The 17,334-nt window shown below is 61.1% G+C and carries 18 protein-coding genes; 13 read left to right on the top strand and 5 right to left on the bottom strand.

The features are described 5' to 3' along the window. Window positions 1–612: 612 nt before the first annotated feature. Both NCS02_RS27980 and NCS02_RS27975 read left to right on the top strand, forming a co-directional pair. The gene (locus tag NCS02_RS27980) at window positions 613–1,824 is read left to right on the top strand and encodes a ParA family protein (RefSeq protein ID WP_033536892.1); all 1,212 of its coding nucleotides are present in this window, start codon (window positions 613–615) and stop codon (window positions 1,822–1,824) included. Next, window positions 1,821–2,798: a ParB/RepB/Spo0J family partition protein gene (locus NCS02_RS27975; RefSeq protein WP_034470099.1), complete on the top strand. Its 978-nt coding sequence runs from the start codon at window positions 1,821–1,823 to the stop codon at window positions 2,796–2,798. The genes NCS02_RS27980 and NCS02_RS27975 overlap by 4 nt, the downstream gene beginning before the upstream one ends. A 1,152-nt stretch (window positions 2,799–3,950) precedes the next feature. On the opposite strand, the gene NCS02_RS27970 is transcribed toward NCS02_RS27975, so the two are convergent. Beyond that, window positions 3,951–4,088 carry a hypothetical protein gene (locus NCS02_RS27970; protein ID WP_250520212.1) on the bottom strand — a complete coding sequence of 46 codons (138 nt, stop codon included), beginning with the start codon at window positions 4,086–4,088 and terminating at the stop codon, window positions 3,951–3,953. A gap of 120 nt (window positions 4,089–4,208) precedes the next feature. Here NCS02_RS27970 and NCS02_RS27965 point away from each other — a divergent pair, with 120 nt between their 5' ends. After that, window positions 4,209–6,257, top strand: coding sequence for a TonB-dependent receptor (locus tag NCS02_RS27965; protein WP_250520211.1), 2,049 nt, complete (start codon window positions 4,209–4,211; stop codon window positions 6,255–6,257). Window positions 6,258–6,272: 15 nt separating this feature from the next. On the opposite strand, the gene NCS02_RS27960 is transcribed toward NCS02_RS27965, so the two are convergent. Both NCS02_RS27960 and NCS02_RS27955 read right to left on the bottom strand, forming a co-directional pair. Further along, window positions 6,273–6,746 (bottom strand): hypothetical protein, encoded by a 474-nt coding sequence (locus NCS02_RS27960; RefSeq protein WP_008346145.1) that lies wholly within the window; start codon window positions 6,744–6,746, stop codon window positions 6,273–6,275. Between the two features lie 31 nt (window positions 6,747–6,777). Then, window positions 6,778–7,245 carry a zinc-finger-containing protein gene (locus NCS02_RS27955; RefSeq protein ID WP_175980297.1) on the bottom strand — a complete coding sequence of 156 codons (468 nt, stop codon included), beginning with the start codon at window positions 7,243–7,245 and terminating at the stop codon, window positions 6,778–6,780. Between the two features lie 375 nt (window positions 7,246–7,620). On the opposite strand from NCS02_RS27955, the gene NCS02_RS27950 reads away from it, so the two are divergent. The 5 genes from NCS02_RS27950 to NCS02_RS27930 all read left to right on the top strand — a co-directional run bounded on the left by NCS02_RS27950 (window position 7,621) and on the right by NCS02_RS27930 (window position 11,085). Beyond that, window positions 7,621–7,890 carry a hypothetical protein gene (locus NCS02_RS27950; protein WP_250520209.1) on the top strand — a complete coding sequence of 90 codons (270 nt, stop codon included), beginning with the start codon at window positions 7,621–7,623 and terminating at the stop codon, window positions 7,888–7,890. A 321-nt stretch (window positions 7,891–8,211) separates the two neighbouring features. Next, entirely contained in the window at window positions 8,212–8,577 is a 366-nt protein-coding gene (locus tag NCS02_RS27945; RefSeq protein ID WP_250441626.1) for a hypothetical protein, read from the top strand. Next, window positions 8,574–8,996, top strand: a complete 423-nt coding sequence (locus NCS02_RS27940) for a c-type cytochrome (protein ID WP_008346138.1) — start codon at window positions 8,574–8,576, stop codon at window positions 8,994–8,996. Before NCS02_RS27945 ends, NCS02_RS27940 begins: the two co-directional genes overlap by 4 nt. Before the next feature lie 2 nt (window positions 8,997–8,998). Beyond that, the gene (locus NCS02_RS27935; RefSeq protein ID WP_250497473.1) at window positions 8,999–10,045 is read left to right on the top strand and encodes a catalase; all 1,047 of its coding nucleotides are present in this window, start codon (window positions 8,999–9,001) and stop codon (window positions 10,043–10,045) included. A 119-nt stretch (window positions 10,046–10,164) separates the two neighbouring features. Then, window positions 10,165–11,085, top strand: a complete 921-nt coding sequence (locus NCS02_RS27930) for an AEC family transporter (RefSeq protein WP_008346134.1) — start codon at window positions 10,165–10,167, stop codon at window positions 11,083–11,085. Window positions 11,086–11,091: 6 nt separating this feature from the next. Here NCS02_RS27930 and NCS02_RS27925 read toward each other — a convergent pair whose 3' ends face one another. Both NCS02_RS27925 and NCS02_RS27920 read right to left on the bottom strand, forming a co-directional pair. After that, entirely contained in the window at window positions 11,092–12,057 is a 966-nt protein-coding gene (locus tag NCS02_RS27925) for a LysR family transcriptional regulator (RefSeq protein WP_008346131.1), read from the bottom strand. A 13-nt stretch (window positions 12,058–12,070) separates the two neighbouring features. Then, on the bottom strand, window positions 12,071–12,916 hold the full coding sequence (locus NCS02_RS27920) for a helix-turn-helix domain-containing protein (RefSeq protein ID WP_250437530.1): 846 nt from the start codon (window positions 12,914–12,916) through the stop codon (window positions 12,071–12,073). 287 nt (window positions 12,917–13,203) lie between these two features. Here NCS02_RS27920 and NCS02_RS27915 point away from each other — a divergent pair, with 287 nt between their 5' ends. The 5 genes from NCS02_RS27915 to NCS02_RS27895 all read left to right on the top strand — a co-directional run bounded on the left by NCS02_RS27915 (window position 13,204) and on the right by NCS02_RS27895 (window position 17,299). Then, entirely contained in the window at window positions 13,204–14,076 is an 873-nt protein-coding gene (locus NCS02_RS27915; RefSeq protein WP_250520208.1) for a transporter, read from the top strand. A gap of 25 nt (window positions 14,077–14,101) precedes the next feature. Then, a complete protein-coding gene (locus NCS02_RS27910) occupies window positions 14,102–15,826 on the top strand; it encodes an FAD-dependent oxidoreductase (RefSeq protein WP_008346126.1) in 1,725 nt (574 codons plus the stop codon). After that, complete coding sequence (locus NCS02_RS27905; protein WP_250520207.1) at window positions 15,823–16,200, top strand: c-type cytochrome; 378 nt, start codon at window positions 15,823–15,825, stop codon at window positions 16,198–16,200. Before NCS02_RS27910 ends, NCS02_RS27905 begins: the two co-directional genes overlap by 4 nt. A gap of 23 nt (window positions 16,201–16,223) precedes the next feature. Next, window positions 16,224–16,670, top strand: a complete 447-nt coding sequence (locus NCS02_RS27900) for a nuclear transport factor 2 family protein (RefSeq protein WP_250520206.1) — start codon at window positions 16,224–16,226, stop codon at window positions 16,668–16,670. Between the two features lie 137 nt (window positions 16,671–16,807). Then, a complete protein-coding gene (locus NCS02_RS27895; protein ID WP_033536925.1) occupies window positions 16,808–17,299 on the top strand; it encodes a cupin domain-containing protein in 492 nt (163 codons plus the stop codon). The last annotated feature ends 35 nt before the right edge of the window (window positions 17,300–17,334 follow it).

Here is a 17,334-nt window from a genome sequence, read left to right as displayed (position 1 = left end):
TATCAGGCGAGCGAGGGGTGTCAACACAAAAACCACCCCGCTGCTGCTTCACGTTATCCGCACAAAAATCGCCCCGCTCGCTGAGGCGGATCACAATTTCCACCCCGGTCGCCACAATTTCCGCCTCGTGCGGCCCAATTTGCGGCGCCGTCCGCACAAAAAACGCCCTAGGCGTCACAAAAAGCACCTCTATCCACAGGGTTGCGTGTTGATTTTTAAGGGAAATGGGTGGCGCTGTTTGTTGGTGGGTGGGTCTAGGTTTACAAAAAGACTGAACTGACATCGACTGAGTTTACGCTCGCTGCGGCGAATGAATTTCGTTAAGTCGTTGAATCTAATATAGAAAAGCGGATGAGAGGAACCGCACAAAAACCGCCCCCGGGGTGGTTTTTGTGCGGACGCGGCAGTGATTTCGCGATGCTAAGGATTCAACTCGTTCTTCGCCGTCTACTCAATTCAGGGCACCGAGCGGCTATTTAGAAAAAAGAACGAAAAATCAAGGGGTTGGATATACACCGCTGGCCGATCGGTTAAAACTCGACGCAATACAACCTTGTTTACGCGTATTCGTGTATTCTGCGCTTCGACGTCAATACTTGGAGAAAGCGCAGAATGGCGAACGTAGGCACGCTACCTATGGAAGACCGGAAGGTTACGCTCCGCGAAGTTGCTGAGTTCGCGGACAACCTGGAACCCTTCTCGGATAACCTTCGTGAACAGATTCTGGCGCCGCGTCCGCGTAAGCTCGCGCCGTTCTATACGATTAGCGAACTGGCCGAGATGTGCAATCTGACTCGGCAGCAAATTCAATATCTGGTCACGAAAGGCGAAGGCGGGCTTCCGACAGGCACGCTGAACGGCAGCGGCCGCAGCCGGACATTTACTCTGCCTGAAGTGCGCGTCTGGGTGAAGATGGCTTCCGATATCTACCAGACCCGGCTCGACGACAGCAACGGCACGTTCAGAGGCAAGGTGCTGACAACGGCTCAGTTGAAGGGCGGCTCCGCGAAAACCACAACGACGGTTTGCCTCGCACAGGCGCTGACGCTTCTTGGCCGCAAAGTATTGCTCATCGACCTCGATCCGCAAGCTTCGGCTTCGGAGCTGTGCGGTCTCTATGCCGAAAAGGAAATCTCCGGCGACGACACCGTGCTGCCTTATATCTACGATCAAAACGTAGAGGGCGGTCTCGGCGCGAGCGTGCAATCGACGTATTGGGATGGGCTCGACATCATCCCCGGCCATACATTCTTATATGGAGCGGAGTTCTTGCTGCCGGCTCGCCAGAAGACCATTCAGGGCTATCGATTCTGGGCAGTCTTGCGCGAGGGTCTCGAGCCATTGCGCTCGCAGTACGACTACATCCTGATCGATACGTCACCGTCGCTGTCGTATATGAATTTGAACGCGCTGCTCGCCGCCGACGCGCTCGTCATGCCGATGATTCCCGAGAATCTCGACTTCATTAGTTCGCTCGCGTTCTGGCGACTCTTCTCGGATGTTGCCGAAGACTTCCTTCCTTACGAGGAGGATAAGGTCTACGACTTCATCTCTATTTTGTTGTCGAAGGTGGATTACGGCAAGACGTCGTCCGCGCCGGTTGTTCGGCAATGGGCGCAAAGCGCATACGGGCGCTGGCTCGACCCGTTCGAGATTCCGGCCAGCTCGGTCATGAGCGGAGGCGCGCTTTCCTTCTCGACGGCACTCGACGTGGTCAGCACGCATTCAACGGCGAAGTCGCTTCAGCGAGTGCGGCAGCCCATGATGCAATATGCCAAATGGCTGGATGATATGTTCGTCAAATCGTGGAGGGAGTCGGCATGAGTAATAACATCCGAGAACAACTCATGGCCAAGACGGCCAACCTGCCGAAGCCCGCGGATTTCAAAGGCGAGAACAAAAAGGATAAGACCACTCGTGGCCCGCAGACGATGCCGGGAATCACGAGTGCGCTAGCTGCTGCACAGCTTCGGATCCAGGAACTCGAAGCCCGAGGTGTCGACACAGAAATCTCGGTCGATGCGATCGTGCCGAATCCATGGCAACCGCGTCGTCAATTCAACGAAGGCAAGCTTTCCGAGTTGGCGCGGTCGATCGGTGAGGTTGGGCTGTTGCAGGCGGTAACGGTTCGACGAGTCGGAGAATCGTTCCAACTCGTTGCGGGCGAACGACGCTGGCGCGCACATAAGCTGATCAACAAGGCGACTGTTCGCGCAGTTGTGATCGACTGCACCGATCAGGACATGGCGGCTTTGGCGTTGATGGAAAACGTGACGCGCGATGATCTGTCTGACTATGAAATCGCCATCGCGATTCGTCGTGCGGAAGCGGAATTTCCGAACCGAACGCGGCTCGCGGAAGCTATGGGCATTACTCGTAGCGACCTGTATCGGTTTCTTGCATATGATGCGCTCCCGGACTTCGTGAAGCGGGATCTGGATTTGAACCCGTCCGTGCTCGGAGCATCGTCGGCTCAGGATATCGCGAACGCACTGAAGAAGACGGGCGAACATGGACTCAAGGTGCTGCAAGAATTATGGCCGATGGTGCTGTCGGGCGACCTCGTTCAGACGAAGGTTGCGCCGAGTTTGAATGCACAGGCCAGCCGTGGAGAATCGGCGACGGATGCCGGTGGGCGGAGCATCCTGAAGATCTTCGCCGGAAAGGTCCAAGCCGGGAGCATCACGAAGGATGTCAAGGGACTGACCTTCAAGTTCAAAGCCGGAGTGATGACAGAGGAGCAGGAGAGTCAACTTAGAGAACACATAGGGAAGATGTTCTCGATTCGGTCTGAGTGATTTTTTTTGAACCCGCCTCGGCGGGTTTCTTTATGGGCGACAAACCAAGTTTCGCGTGACGAAAGATCAAGGGCGAGAGTGGCATGTGTCCGAATTCGGACACATGCCCTGGTTCGAGCGCGTAGGCACGATGCGCGACCATTGTTGCCGAATTCGGACACATGCCCCGGTTCGACGGCGTAGGCAGGATGCGAGACCATCGTTGCCAGCGACCTAGTGTCCGAATTCGGACATGTATGGCCGGCCTGCCCGCCGTGGGCTGCAGGCGAGGCTTTCGCTAACGGGCCTCGATCGCATGACGGAGCGCACCAGCCGAAAAATGTCTTCCGCTCCGACAGCGCGACCGTAACGAGCAATCCGAATCCGGGAAGGCGCGACGCTGCTCAGCAGTGTTCGGGACTCGAGGCCACCGATCACTTCGCTTCTCACCAGCGGAAGCGGTTGCACGCGGACTGTCCGAATTCGGACACTCAGTGGCAGACGAGAACATAAAACGCATACACTGAGCACATCGATTGGACAGCATGCGACGACGAATCTCCGGCAATCGGTACGCGTGGAGGAATGCTCTGCCCGCGCCTGTGCTCCTCGCGTCTATTCGCGAACATCGCCATCTTCATTCACACCCAAGCCGACGGACCGCGACCTTCTGCTTGCGACCGCGGAAAGCGAAAGTGCTCGACGGCACTCGAAAATGAAAAACGCCGAGTACGTCCCTGTCACGCCCAATGAGGCGCGCCGACGCCGTTACCGCTGTTAAACCTGCAACCCGCCTTGGCGCCTGATTGCCATTAGCTGAAGTGAATGGCGAAGGTCGAGGAGGAGTGGTGATTCTTTATCGTTGCCGCCAGAGACAAGAGCGGACCATGCGACGCTATCCAAACTGGTCCATTCGCCACGCCATACCTTGTATTTAGCGTGCATGGATAACGAATGTCCGCGGACTGACTCAACGGTGGCTCAGGACCATCGCAAGGCGAACAAAATCGGTGCTCGGGTGCGGCCGGCCGATCACTCGTGGCTAGCCAAAGACGAATGCGCCAACGTGACGGGTATCGAAACCTCTACTCGTGCGTGGAACAAAGCAAACCACAATAGCATTCAAAAAACCAATTAAAAATCAATTGGTTAGATAAGCAAACTCAACTTGTTTCACGAAAAGAGGTCCACCGAACAGTCGGGATCATCGCGAAGCAGCCCGGTCGCCAGATCTGAACGCCCGAAAGACACCCGCAACTCGCCGTCTGTATCAAACACTACATAATCCGTAAAGTTCAAGTCATCGGCCATTGAAAATCGCCATAATCCGACCGAGCCAAATCACGCGATACGTTATATCATCTCGCCGTTCGCAGCGGAAACGTTATAACATCACATCGAGCGACAGTGTTCAGTCCAAACCCAACATCAATGCCCGCCCGCGCCCTCAACGTCCTGCCTTGGACGGCGCTCCTAATCACAACTGCGGCCAGCGCCCAATCTCAACCGATAAACGACACATCGCTCCAACCGATCTTCGTAACCGCGAACCCGCTAGGCTCAAACGCCTTGGCATCCCCGACAAGCGTCCTCGACGGCACTGCCCTCACACTGCGACGCGCCGACTCCCTCGGCGAAACCCTGAACGGACTGCCCGGAGTCTCGACGACAACCTACGGTCCGATGGTCGGAAGGCCGATCGTCCGCGGCATGGACGGGGACCGAATCCGCTTGCTGCAGAACGGCGTCGCGGCTTACGACGCTTCGTCGCTGTCCTACGACCACGCCGTGCCCCAAGAATCGCTCTCAGTGGAACGGGTGGAAATCGTGCGTGGGCCGGCGGCGTTGCTCTACGGCGGGAACGCGATCGGCGGAGTAGTGAATACGATCGACAACCGCATCCCGCGCGACCCGATCAAAGGCGTGTCGGGACAAGTCGATGCCAGCTACGGCGGCGCCAACGATGCCCGCGCCGGCGCCGCGCAAGTCGAAGGCGGAAATGGCCGATTCGCTTTCCACGTCGATGCCTTCGATCGCGAGACGAGTAACGAGCGCATCCCCGGATTCGCGCACTCGGATGGTCAACGCGCGCTCGACGGCCCCGATTTCGCGCAACCCTACGGCAGCATCCCGAACAGTGACGGCCGCTGGCACGGCGGCGCCGTCGGCTCGTCCTACACGTGGACGGACGGTTACGCGGGCATCAGCTACAACGGATACGAGGCGAACTATGGCTCGGTCGCCGAGGACGATGTGCGTCTTCGCATGCATCAGGATCACATCGCGGCGTCGTCGGAGATACGCAATCTGCAAGGCCCCTTCAGCCGGTTGAAGCTCGACTTCGCCTACACCGACTACGAGCACAAGGAGATCGACGACGGCGAGACCGGCACGATTTTCCGCAATCACGGATACGAGGCGCGCATCGAGGCCCGGCACCGGAAGATCGGTCCGCTCGATGGCGCGATCGGCGTGCAACTCGGCCAGAACACGTTCTCCGCGCTCGGCGATGAAGCGCTCGTGCCGACATCGCAGACGACGAACGCGGCGCTTTTCGGTCTGGAAGAGTGGACGGTCACGGATGCGCTGAAGTTGAGCATCGGCGCACGCTACGAACACGTGAACATCGATCCGACGTCGGGTGGAAACGAAAAATTCGCCGATTCCCCGAAGCGCGATTTCAACGCGGGCAGCGTCTCGGCCGGCGCGCTGTTCAAGCTGAACTCGGCGTGGAGCCTCGCCGGCAATGTCGCGTACACGGAACGCGCGCCCACGTACTACGAGCTTTACTCGAACGGTCCGCACGATGCGACCGGCCAATATCTGATCGGCAACCCTGACGCGCAAAAAGAAAAAGCGATCTCGACCGATTTGTCGATGCGCTTCGCGAGCGGCGCGAACAAGGCGAGCGCGGGCGTCTTCTACAGCCGCTTTCGCAACTATCTGACGGAATTCAACACCGGCCGGCTCGTCAACGACGACGATGAACCCGTCGCGCCCGGCACCGACGATGCGCTCAACGAAGCCGTCTATCGCGGCGTGCGCGCGGAGTTCTACGGCGTCGAACTGGACGGAACCTGGCGCGTCTTCGACAAGGGCGCGCAACGTCTCGATGTCGAAATCGTCGCGGACTACACGCACGCGCGCAACATCGATACCGGCGAGGCATTGCCACGCATCTCGCCGCTGCGCGCGACGCTCGCGCTCGACTACGCGTACGGGCCGTACGGCGCGAGAACCGAACTGGTTCACGCGTGGGCGCAGCATCGCGTGCCGGAAAACGAACTGCCGACCGCGAGCTACACCACGCTCGGCGTCATCCTGACGTACAAATTTCGCGTCGGCGCGACGAACTGGCTCGCCTTTCTGCGCGGCCAGAACCTGACTAATCAGGAAGTGCGCTACGCGAGCTCGGTCGTGCGGGACATCGCGCCGGAAGGCGGCCGCAGCGTGATGATCGGCTTGCGTACCGCCTTTTGACGGCGAACGCGAGCGTCAAACGCGCGCCGACTTGCGGGCTTGCGTCGACTGATACGGCTCGCCGGCCTTGAAGCGTTCGAGCCGTTCGCTCGCAACCGACAAGGCCGCGAGCGACGCGCGCCGCAACTGATGATCGTAGAGCGACACGATCGCCGCGATCCGCTCGAAGTCCTCGGGCGCGAGGATCCACGAACCGGACGTGCGTCCAATGTCGAAGACGGCGGCCATCGACTGATCCGCGAGCAGCAGTTCTTCGTGCGAGAAATCGCCGTGTCCCGCTTCGGCGAGGAACTTGGCGAGATAAATCGCCTCGGTGACATGCTGCGCCGGCGCGACGTCCGACGAACCCGAGCGCAACGCCGTCAGCGACATATGCGCCACGAGTGCGAGCTCGTCCGCCACTGCGCGCGGGATGGGAAGCAGCTGCGCTTTGCTGAGCCGCGCGCGCGTCGCTTGCGGCGAGCGCTGAAAAGGAATAGTGCGTGACATGCGAGGACCGATGAACGTTGACCTTTTCAGGTTAACGTTCATCGATCGTCGAATCTGAAGGGTGCCGGGCGCGTTCCTGTTCAAAATGTTCGACGACGGCGATCGCGCGCTCGCATTGATCGGCGTCCAGCGTGTGGATGCTGCATTTCTCCGGCTCGACGCCGATCGCCTGCGCGAGCCACTTCATGCCCTTGGAGCGCGCCTCGAAAACATTGCAGCCGTCGCGCCGGACCTTCGCCTGCACGAGCGGTTCGAGAACGGCGTGCAGTTTCACTTTGAGATCGCGCAGGCGGGCATCGGCGAGACGGCCGAGCGGGACGTTACGCGTGCTGCGTGGAAAGATGCCGATCCACGCCTGACAATCGGCGCACAACCAGAGCGGGCCGTGGTCTTCGCGATACGGATAGGCCTCGTCGCCCGCGCGCGTCAGGGTCGCGGGCGCGCCGCAGTAATCGCAATTCGGATGAGGCAGAGGTTTGACAGGTCGGCCGACACGCATCGTCGAAAATCCCGGGCGGGAAATCCAATATAGCAAAACCGTGCATCGTCTTCGAAACACCACGCGATTGAAAGCTCGATGCGTGCCGCGATATCGCAATCTGCTTAAGCAAGCGCGTTCGCGCAGATGCTGCCATGCGCGCCGGCCAAGGAAACTGCGGATCGGGAATTTACTTTTCCGATCCGCGGTATAGGGTAGGAGTGCGTGCTACCCGCCACGCGCTTTCGGGGCTTACAAGCCCCATCCTCAAGTTCGATCAGAAGCCCGGAAGGCGCGGCGTTTCGCGCTCGAAACCGGGTCCCAGCATGCGTGCCCGCGAGTTCGTCGCAGGCTTGCAGTCCTCAATCGGTTTCTTGACTCAAGAAGGTGATGGCGATGAGAGCAACTCTTCTATTGGCCGCATCGGCCGCAAGCGTCTTCGCGATGAGCGCCGTCGCGCAAACGCAGAACATGCAGATGGCGCCGGCCCAAGGCAGCACCGCGCAGCCGAATGCGCAAGACGGCAGCACGGCAACGAACGATTCCAGCTATGGCGGAGCGATGTCGACGAGCAAGTCCGGCAGCGCATCGCACGATGCCTGGACGGGCAGCACGATGCAACTCTGCACGCCGGGCCTGAGCTGCAACATCTATAGCGGCCAGTAGCAATGTGCGAAGGCGGCGGGGACGCCTTCGACGAATTCGATCCTCGTTCCATTTCGCAGTCCCCCAATGGCGGGGCTGAATCCCTCCCGATGCATGGTTTTTCCAGACGATCGTTCGGTCGATAGTTGAGCCCATCAAAAGACGGCCGCTCATCGGCCCCGCGTGGCGATGCTTCCACACGACAGACTCTTGTCCGCAGCGAAATCAAATAGTCAGCCACGCGGATCTCCGGGCTTCACATTCGTCGAGGCCACGTTCGTTCTCTATGCATAAGCCCATCTGGACAGCCGCGACCGCGCGGCCCGTAAGGAGGTACCCGAAATGAGATCCCAACAGACAAAGCGTGCGACGTTCCTCGCGATCACGATGCTCACGTGCGCCAGCACCTTCGCCGCGACTGCCGCGACCGACGCCGATCCGCTCGCGTTCACGGTTCAGACGCCAACGGGCGGAACGTCACGCCTCATTTACGCCGATGACGACGGCTGGCGCCTCGACGATCGCGATGCGAACCTGAAGCCGACGGAAGCGCGCATCACGCAGGCGTCGACGGAACCGCAAAAGGAAGCGTCGGCGGGCGAGCGGCCGATGACCGTGTTCATCGACGGTCCAACGGGCTTCACTTACGTATGGATACGCGATCAGGGATGGAAGTACGTCGGCCGAATCTCAGGACGCAATCATTGATTCGCGCAGCGCTTGCCGGCATCGTCGGCGTTTGGCTGGTCGCCCATGCTCACGCAGCGGCCGCAGCCGACAACTCGCTGATCGATGCATGGCGGGCCGTGCGCGTCGCCGACTGCGCGCGCTGCCATGGCAAGGATCATGAAGGACTCGCCGCGCCGTCGATCGTCGGCTTTGCGCGCACGCAGAGCCGCGAGCGCTTCATCGCCGCGATTCTCGACGGCAATCCGCCGTTGGGTATGCCGGCCTATCGCGGCAACGCGCTGATCGAGAATCACATCGACGCGATCTATCGCTACTTCGCGGCGCGCGCCGACGGCAGCATTGCGGCAGGCGCGGTGCCGGCGCGTGAGTCAGACGAGTCAGCTGACGCACCTACACTTAAACAGCGCGCTATCACTCCAGGCGCGAACGGAGGTTGATCGTGAACTCCCCTCAATCCGCCGGCGACGGCGCCGGCTGGACCGACAAGCTCGATGACGCCGCCACGCTCGCGATGCTCGTCACGGCGATCGGCGCGCAGCAGACGAAGCTGGCCGCGAGCAAACACACGGGGCTGAACGGACAGGTCGATCGAGCGCAACATCAGAAGTCATTGCTCGGCGCTTTCGGATTGCTTCGGATAGCTGATGATATTCCGGATGCCGCGCGATTCGGCCCCTTCGCGAAGCACCCGGCGACGTATCGCGCCGCATGCCGCATCTCCAACGGACAGCCGTGTCCGCAGCCGGACACGTCGCCGGACGTTCGCGGCATCGCGCTCAAGTTCTTCACGGAAGAGGGCGCCGAAACCGATCTGCTGATGACCAACGAAGGCGGTCGCTCACATGCGCGCGACGCCGCTCAGTTCATGGCGGTCGCCGATATCATCGTCGCGTTGCTTGCGGAAGGCACGGTGAGCGGGATCGCGCAGGGCTTGCGCGAGATGATGATGGCAAGACTCGGGCCCGTCGAGGGCGCGCGCATTCTGGCGATCCTTTTCAAGGAAACCAGAGTGCATCACGTCGACAGCCTGGCGACGGAGCATTACTGGGGATCGGTCGTGCAACTGGGGCAGGCGGCGATCAAGTATTCGCTGCATCCGCATCCGTCGACGTCCTCGGGGACGAACGCCGAGCGTCATGGCGACAACTATCTGCGCGCCGATATCTGCAATCGTCTGGAGCAAGGTCCGGTCAAGTGGCAACTCGGCGTGCAATTCTTCGTCGATGAAGAAACGACGCCCGTCAACGATGCATCCATCGCGTGGAAGTCGGATGTAGTGACCATCGGCGAACTCGAAATCGATGCACCGCCATCCGTCGACGACGAAGCGCGTATCGAACGGCTCGCGTTCAATCCGGCCAACGGCTTCGCGCCGCTCGGCATCACGCACGCACGCAAGGATGTCTACGCGGCGAGCGCCGCGAATCGCGAGGAGCGAGGTGTGCTGTCGAGCGAGGAAGCGAGAGCGTTGCTGGCCGCACGCTAGCGGACGAGCGTCGCGCGGCTGCGCAAGATCGCACGTCGCGCGTCGTTTTTCTCCGATAATGATGCCCATTTCAGCAGCGAGCGCTCGCGCCGGGCGCTGCATCGATATCGGAGTCCGCCATGCATCTTGCCGGCATGATCCTTCCGATCTTTGCCATCATTCTCACCGGATGGGTGGCGCGCGTGTCGGGCTACATGCCGCATGCGCTCGCGCCTTCCCTGATGCGCTTCGCTTATTACGTCGCGATGCCCGCGCTGGTCTTTCTGACCATCGCCGACGAGTCGCTTCGCTCGCTGCTCGAATGGCGCTTTCTCGCGGCGTTCGGCGGCGGCTCGATGATCTGCTTCGCCGCCGTGTTGCTCGTCGCGCGCATCGTGCGCGGCGCGAGTCTCGCATCCGCTGCGATGCTCGCCGCTGCCGTCGCGATGACCAACACCGGCTTCGTCGCGCTGCCGATCCTGAAGACGCTCTACGGCAAGCCCGGCGTGCTCGCGGCGGCGGTCGCGACGGTGTTCGTCGGCGCGATCATGTTTCCTGTGCTTGTCGTGCTGGTCGAGATCGGCCGGATGGATGCATCGCGCAAGATCGATGTCACCGCGCTCGTTCGGCAGATCGCGACCAATCCCGTCATTCTCGCGACGATTTGCGGACTGCTGTGGTCCGTCGTCGGACTGACGCTGCCGGTTCCTGTCGCATCGTTTCTCACGATACTCGGCGAAGCACTGACGCCATGCGCGCTCTTCGCGATCGGTCTCGATCTCACGCTCGACGAGTTGCGCGGACGCGTCAATCTCTACGCGCTGTTGACCGCGCTCAAGCTCGCGATCGTGCCGCTCGTCGTGTACGCGCTGTGCCTCGCGACAAGACTCGGTCACGACGCGACCATCGCCGCGGTCGTGTGCGCCGCCGTGCCGACCGCGAAAAGCGCATACGTGCTTGCTTCGGAATACGACGTCGAGAAGGGCGTGGTCGGCGCGGTCATCTCGATGACCACGCTCTTTTCGATCGTCACCTTGCTCGCGTGGCTCTACGTGCTCTAGTTGCGATCACACGTCGCCGAGTTCTTCGTCGACGTTGCGCTCTTCGTCATCGGGCGGCGAAATGCCGAGTGCCTTGTCCCATTGCGGCTCGCTCAGATAGCGCTCGCGCAGGAAGTCGACGAACGCTTTCACCTTGGTCGTCGAACGATGCGAAGTCGGATACACCGCGGACAGCCACAACGGCGGCGCCGCGTAATCGGGCAGCACGCGCACGAGACGGCGTTCGAGCAGATCGCTCGCGGCGACCATCGTCGGCAGATAGACGACGCCCGCGCCCGCGCGCGCGAACTCGAGCAGCAGATGCACGCTATTGGTTTTAAGCACCGCGTTGAGCGCGATCTCATAGCACTCGTTGCCCTTCATGAGCGGCCAGTTGTCGCCCCACGGATAGTGCGCGTAACGCGCGAAATCGTGACGCAGCAAATCGAGCGGCGTCTCGATCGCAGGCTCTTCCTTGAGATACGCGGGCGTCGCGCACAATACGCCGCGCACCGGAAAGAGCTTGCGCTCGACGAGCAGATTCGACGCGGGCGGATAAATCTGCAGAGCGAGATCGAAGCCTTCCTGCACGGGATCGATCACGCGATCGTTCACCGTCACGACGAACTCGATGCGCGGATGCGCCTCGCGAAACGCGATCAGCGCCTGCGAAAAGTGTCCGAGCGCGAAGCCGGGCAAGACATGAACGTTGAGCGTGCCACAGAGCGATTGCGTTTCGGGAATCGCGCGTCCCGACAGCTCGTTCACTTTCGACACGAGCAGCAGGCAATCCTGATAGTAGGATTCGCCGACTTCCGAAAGCCGCACGGCACGCGTCGAGCGATGAAACAGCGCGACGCCGAAGTGCTCCTCGAGTTGCTTCACACGCGACGTGACAACCGATTTCGCCACGCCGAGCTGCCGCGCCGCGCTCGCGAAACTCTGCGCTTCGGCTGCGCGAACGAAGGCCTCCATCGACATGAAGAGGTCCATGCTTCCTCCTGGCTTATCCCGCGGCTTTTCTATAGCGCAGTGGCGTGGTTCCGAGCCGTTTCGAAAAGAGCGCCGTCATGTGTTGCTGCGACGAAAATCCGCACGCGGCGGCGATATCGACAAGCGGCGCATCGTCCGCGCGCAACATGCGCGCAGCGGCGCCGATGCGCTTCTCCAGCACATAGCGATAGAGCGAATAACCGGTACGCGCCTTCACGCCATCGAAGACCGCGCGCACGGGCAGATCGAGCTCGGCGGCGATATCCGCGCAGGACAGGTTCTGATCGATGTTGTCGGCGACATAAGCTGCGAGCGTTGCGAATGTAGCGTCCGTCAGCGCCGATTTACGTTCGCGCGCGGCGCGTTCGAGATGACGCGTCGTCTCGATCCACGCGAGCGTAGCGACGCACTGCAGTTCCCACGGATCGATCTTGCCCGATCCGTCATGCGCTTTCTGACGCGCATAGCGCACGAGATGACGGATCGGATCGGCGTCGAGATTGCTGCGGCTGCCCGCGCGACGCAACGGTTCCGCGTTGCGATCGGCGATGCGGTCCACGAACGCATCGGCATATCGAAACGCGATGAAGCCATGCCGCACATCGTGCGCGTCGATACGCATGCTGCCGCCGCGCGGATGATACGCGGCCGTTTCCGCGCGAAACGTGAAGGGCGCGGCGGGGCCGTCGTCGTAGCGCGTATCGGAGACGATCGTGCCGAGCAGCAGGCAGATCATGTCTGACGAATTGCTCAATTCCAGCGAATAAGGTCGCGGGCCCGAGATGCAGTATTCGAGTCCCGGAACGCCCGCGAGCTTGCTGAAGCGGTCGATACGAGCGGGCGCTGCAATGGCGCTCATCGTTACGTCTCCTTTTCTCGCGGCTTTCGATGCCGCTGTCCACGCGAGTATAGATGCGAGCGCAAAGCTCTTGCACGCGCGATGGGTCGCCGTTTGCGAACGCCGCGTGCGTGCTTTGTGCGTGGTGTAAACCCGCATCCGCCGGAATCTGTAATTTCCGAAACCTGAAAGACCGATACGCCGCGCCTTCGTAACGTTCGCTCATACGACACCAACGACCGGAGACGACGATGCAAATGCGGCACCCGAAATCAAAGATACGACGACGTCACGCATGCGCGCTCGCCATGCTTGGCGCAACCTGCACGATGGCCCACGCGTCGGGCATTCCCTTCGCGACGGACCGTCCGCAAACGTGGCAGTTCAGCAGCGACTTCGAAGGCACTTATGATTCCTTCGGCCAGAACCTCGAATGGAATCACGACAGCCGCGCATTCGATTCACACGGCAATCAGCTCGCGGGTCCGGGCACGAACACCTTCGTCGGGCTATCGACGTTCATCCACTACTGGAAAGTGCCGTCGCTGCCGCATGTCGGCTTCAACGCGAGCATCACGGTGCCCGCGATCCGCACGCAGGGCTCGCAATTCTCGGCAAGCGGCATTGGCGATCCGCTCGTCGGCGGGCTCGTCTGGTACAACCCCGCGCCCGCGACGACGCTCGGCTTTCAGACCTATGTACAAGTGCCCGTCGGGCAGAACGCGGTATCGACGAATACGTGGTCGTTCTGGCCGTCAGTCTTCTATGACGACTGGTACGGACACCTGAACGTAGACCTCCTGCTCGGCGGCATTCTGCGCGGACGCACGCTGCGCTCGGGTCAGGACGATCTGAGCCCGGGCAACACGTTCCATCTGAATTTGCGTGTCGGCTACAGCATCTCGCCGCCCGACAACCCCTTCGCGATTCCTTTCGTCGGCCTCGACTATCAGACGAGCGGGGGCACCTTCAATCAGACGGCGGGGATGCCGCTTTCCAATAGCGCGAGCCGCGAAACGACCGTGGGACTCGGCGTGCTGTTCCAGTTCAAGCCGAATAGCCTGCCGTTCCTGCACCAGAAGATGTACGACCAGCTTTCGATCCAATACCAACACTCGGTTTCGGGCCGCAACACCACGCTCACCAACGGAATTCTCGTGCAGGCGTGGCACTACTGGTGAGCACATTCAAACGATGGAGACAAACATGAGTGAGACGAACAAGCTTTCTGCCGCATCGCGGCGCAGCTTCATCAAGGCCGCTGGCGCAGGAACGGCGGCGGCGGCGTTCGGCGCGGTGTCGCTCACGGCGCGCGCGGCGAGCGATGTCAAGTTCGACGCGGAGTATGACGTGGTCGTGTGCGGCGGCGGTGGCGGCGGATTGCCGTGCGCGCTGTTCTCGCGCTGGCTGGGAAACCGCGTCGTGATTCTCGAGAAGGCAGGCAGCGTCGGCGGCACGGCCGCGAAGGCCGCGTTCTGGTACTGGGTGCCGAACAACGAGCCGATGCGCCGCGCGGGCATCGCCGATCCGAAGCCTGATTACATGCGCTATGTCGCGCGTCTGTCTCGGCCCGAGCAATACGATCCGTCATTGCCGAAGCTCGGTCTGTCCGACTGGGAGTACGAGATGTGCGAGGCGATCTACGACAGCGCATCGCCGGCGGCGGAGTTGCTCGCGAGCAAGGGCGCGCTGCCGTATCGGCATGAAGGCGCGGTGCCGGATTACTGGGCCGAGTTGCCCGAAGACAAGGCGCCGCGCGGCCGCGTGCTGTTTCCTAAAGACGGTTTGCCGAGCATGTCGGACGGCGGCCGCGTCGCGATCCGCACGATGAGCGCGGCAGCACGCCGAGACGGCATCGACATCAAGACGGGTTATCGCGTGCAGAAAGTGCTCGTCGATGAAACGGGCGCGGTGATCGGCGTCGAATCGCTGACGGAAGAGGGCACGCTCTTTCGCGTGCGCGCAAAGAAGGCGGTGATCTTCGCGACCGGCGGCTTCACGCACGATCCCGAGTTGCGCAAGAACTTCCTGCACGGCGCGGTGTATGGCGGTTGTGCAGCGCCAACCAACGAAGGCGATTTCGTGCGGATTTCCAGCGCGCTCGACGTGCAGTTGCGCAACATGAACTACTCGTGGATGGCGCCGATCTCGCTCGACAAGGCCATCGCGAAGGATGGCTCGCTGTCCGGCATCTTCACGCCCACGGGCGATTCGATGCTCTACGTGAACAAGTACGGCAAGCGCGTCGTGAACGAGAAGCTCGCATACAACGAGGTGTGTGCGGCGTTCTCCGAATGGGACGGCGCGAAGGGCGAGTATCCGAATCTCACGCTCGTTTCCATCTGGGATCAGCAGGCGCAGGAGCATTGCGCAAGCGATGACTACGGCAGCCTCATCGTTCCCAAGGGATCGAACGACCGGCACGTACTGCGCGGCAACACGCTTGCGGAACTGGCGGGCGCGATTCGCGAACGCATGGCGAAGTACCAGAGCGCGCTCGGTAGCGCCACGTTGAGCGACGACTTCGTGCGCAGTCTCGACGCGACGATCAAGCGTTTCAACGGCTTCGCGAAGACGGGCGTGGATCAGGACTTCCATCGCGGCGAGCGCATCGTCGAGAAGCTTTTCAACGGACCCGTATCGAAGAAAGCCGATCAGAAGAACGAGACGATGTATCCGCTCTCGGCCAAAGGACCGTATTACGCGGCGCTCATCGTCGCAGGCAATCTCGATACCAAAGGCGGTCCGAAGACCAATTCGCATGGGCAAGTGCTCGATACGCGCGGCGAGCCGATCAAGGGTTTGTACGGCGTGGGCAATTGCGTGGCGTCGGCGTCCGCGCGTGCTTACTGGGCGGGCGGCGGCACGCTCGGACCGATCATCGCGTTCGCGTATCGCGCGGCGCAATCAGCCAATGGAGGTCAATCATGATTCGGATGGCTAACGTAATTGCGATATTCGCGCTCGCCAGTTCTGCGGCACATGCGCAGCAGGACAGCGTCGCGATCGGCAAGAAACTCACGACGAACAACTGCGCCGTGTGCCACACCTTCGGCAAGGGCGAACCCAACGGACAAGGGCCGAATCTCTTCAGCATCGTCGGCAAGCCGATGGCATCGGAGCCCGGATTCAAGTATTCGGCGGGCATGAAGGCGGCCGCGTCGGGCAAGGTCTGGGACGACAAGCTGCTCGACGCGTGGCTCACCGACACGCAAGCCGTCGCGCCCGGCAACGCGATGACCTATTTCGAAGGCGACGAAGCACGGCGGCAAAAAATCATCGCGTATCTGCGCACGCTGCATTGAATCCGACATCAGGAGACTAAAGCATGAACCCCATCACCATGAGCGACGAACAGCGCAAGACCATCGCGCTCGAATATCTGCGCAGGCTCGATCGCGGCGCAGCATTCTTCGATCTCTTCGACGATCACGCCGAAGTCTATTTCCCCAAATGGGGCATCGCGACAGGCCGCGCGGCCTTTGAACAACTCTTCGCGGACCTCGGCTCGATCGTCGCGAAGTTCAAGCACGACCTCGCGTATCTGAACGGGATCCAGCAGGGCGATACGGTGGTCATCGAAGGCACGAGTTACGGCACGACGCAAAGCGGCGTCGACTGGCGCGCGGGCGTCACGCACGCGGGCCGCTGGATCGATGTCTTCGAGATCCGCGACTTCAAGATCCAGCGCTGCTTCATCTATCTCGACCCGGATTACGAAAGCGCGGACACGCAGCGCTATCCGTGGCTCGCGGATAAAAACGCGCAAAAGTAAGTACTTTCCCTAGGGCTGCGATCGAGCACGCATCGTTCGGCAAACGCGAACCTCGATTCATTGCCTCGCAGCGCTCGCCGCCCTAATCTTGATTCCAGCGCGACACCGCGAACGTGACCGCGGACATGGAGACACACATGCAACAGACCCGACTCGGCAGCCTCGATAACTATCGCAAAGGCAATATCGAAATCATCAAGGGACAGGCATCGCATTACGTGATGTCCAACGTGTTCGACGTGGCGAGCCAGTCCGCGCCGTACGAAAAAGTGGTCGTCGGCAAGAACCTCAAGTACGTGATCGAAACGCTGCGCGCGGAAGGCGTGTCGGCGTGGTTCACGGCATCGCACGATGAATTCGTCGTCGCGCTCGATGGCGAGATCGACGTGCACTTCATCAAGCCTTCAGATGGCGCGCTCGTAAGCGCCGATATCGAAGGCTCGGTGAAACTCGAAGGCGAGCCCTCAGGCCAGAAGATGGGCTTCGTGCGCTTGCGTCGCGGACATCAGGCGCTGCTGCCTGCGGGCGCGGCGTATCGCTTCGAAGCGAGAAAGACCGGCGTGCTGCTCGTGCAGACGATTGCCGGCGCGGAATCGGTCGAGAAATGGGCCGACATCTGCATCCAGTAACGCCGCCGCGAACTCTCATCTTTCGGAGCAAAAAC

Origin of the sequence: Caballeronia sp. NCF2 (genome assembly GCF_023631205.1) — a bacterium.
In the GTDB taxonomy this organism is placed as follows: domain Bacteria; phylum Pseudomonadota; class Gammaproteobacteria; order Burkholderiales; family Burkholderiaceae; genus Caballeronia; species Caballeronia zhejiangensis.
The sequence above is the reverse complement of the archived record's forward strand: the minus strand, read 5'-3'. Positions and strand labels throughout refer to the sequence as shown.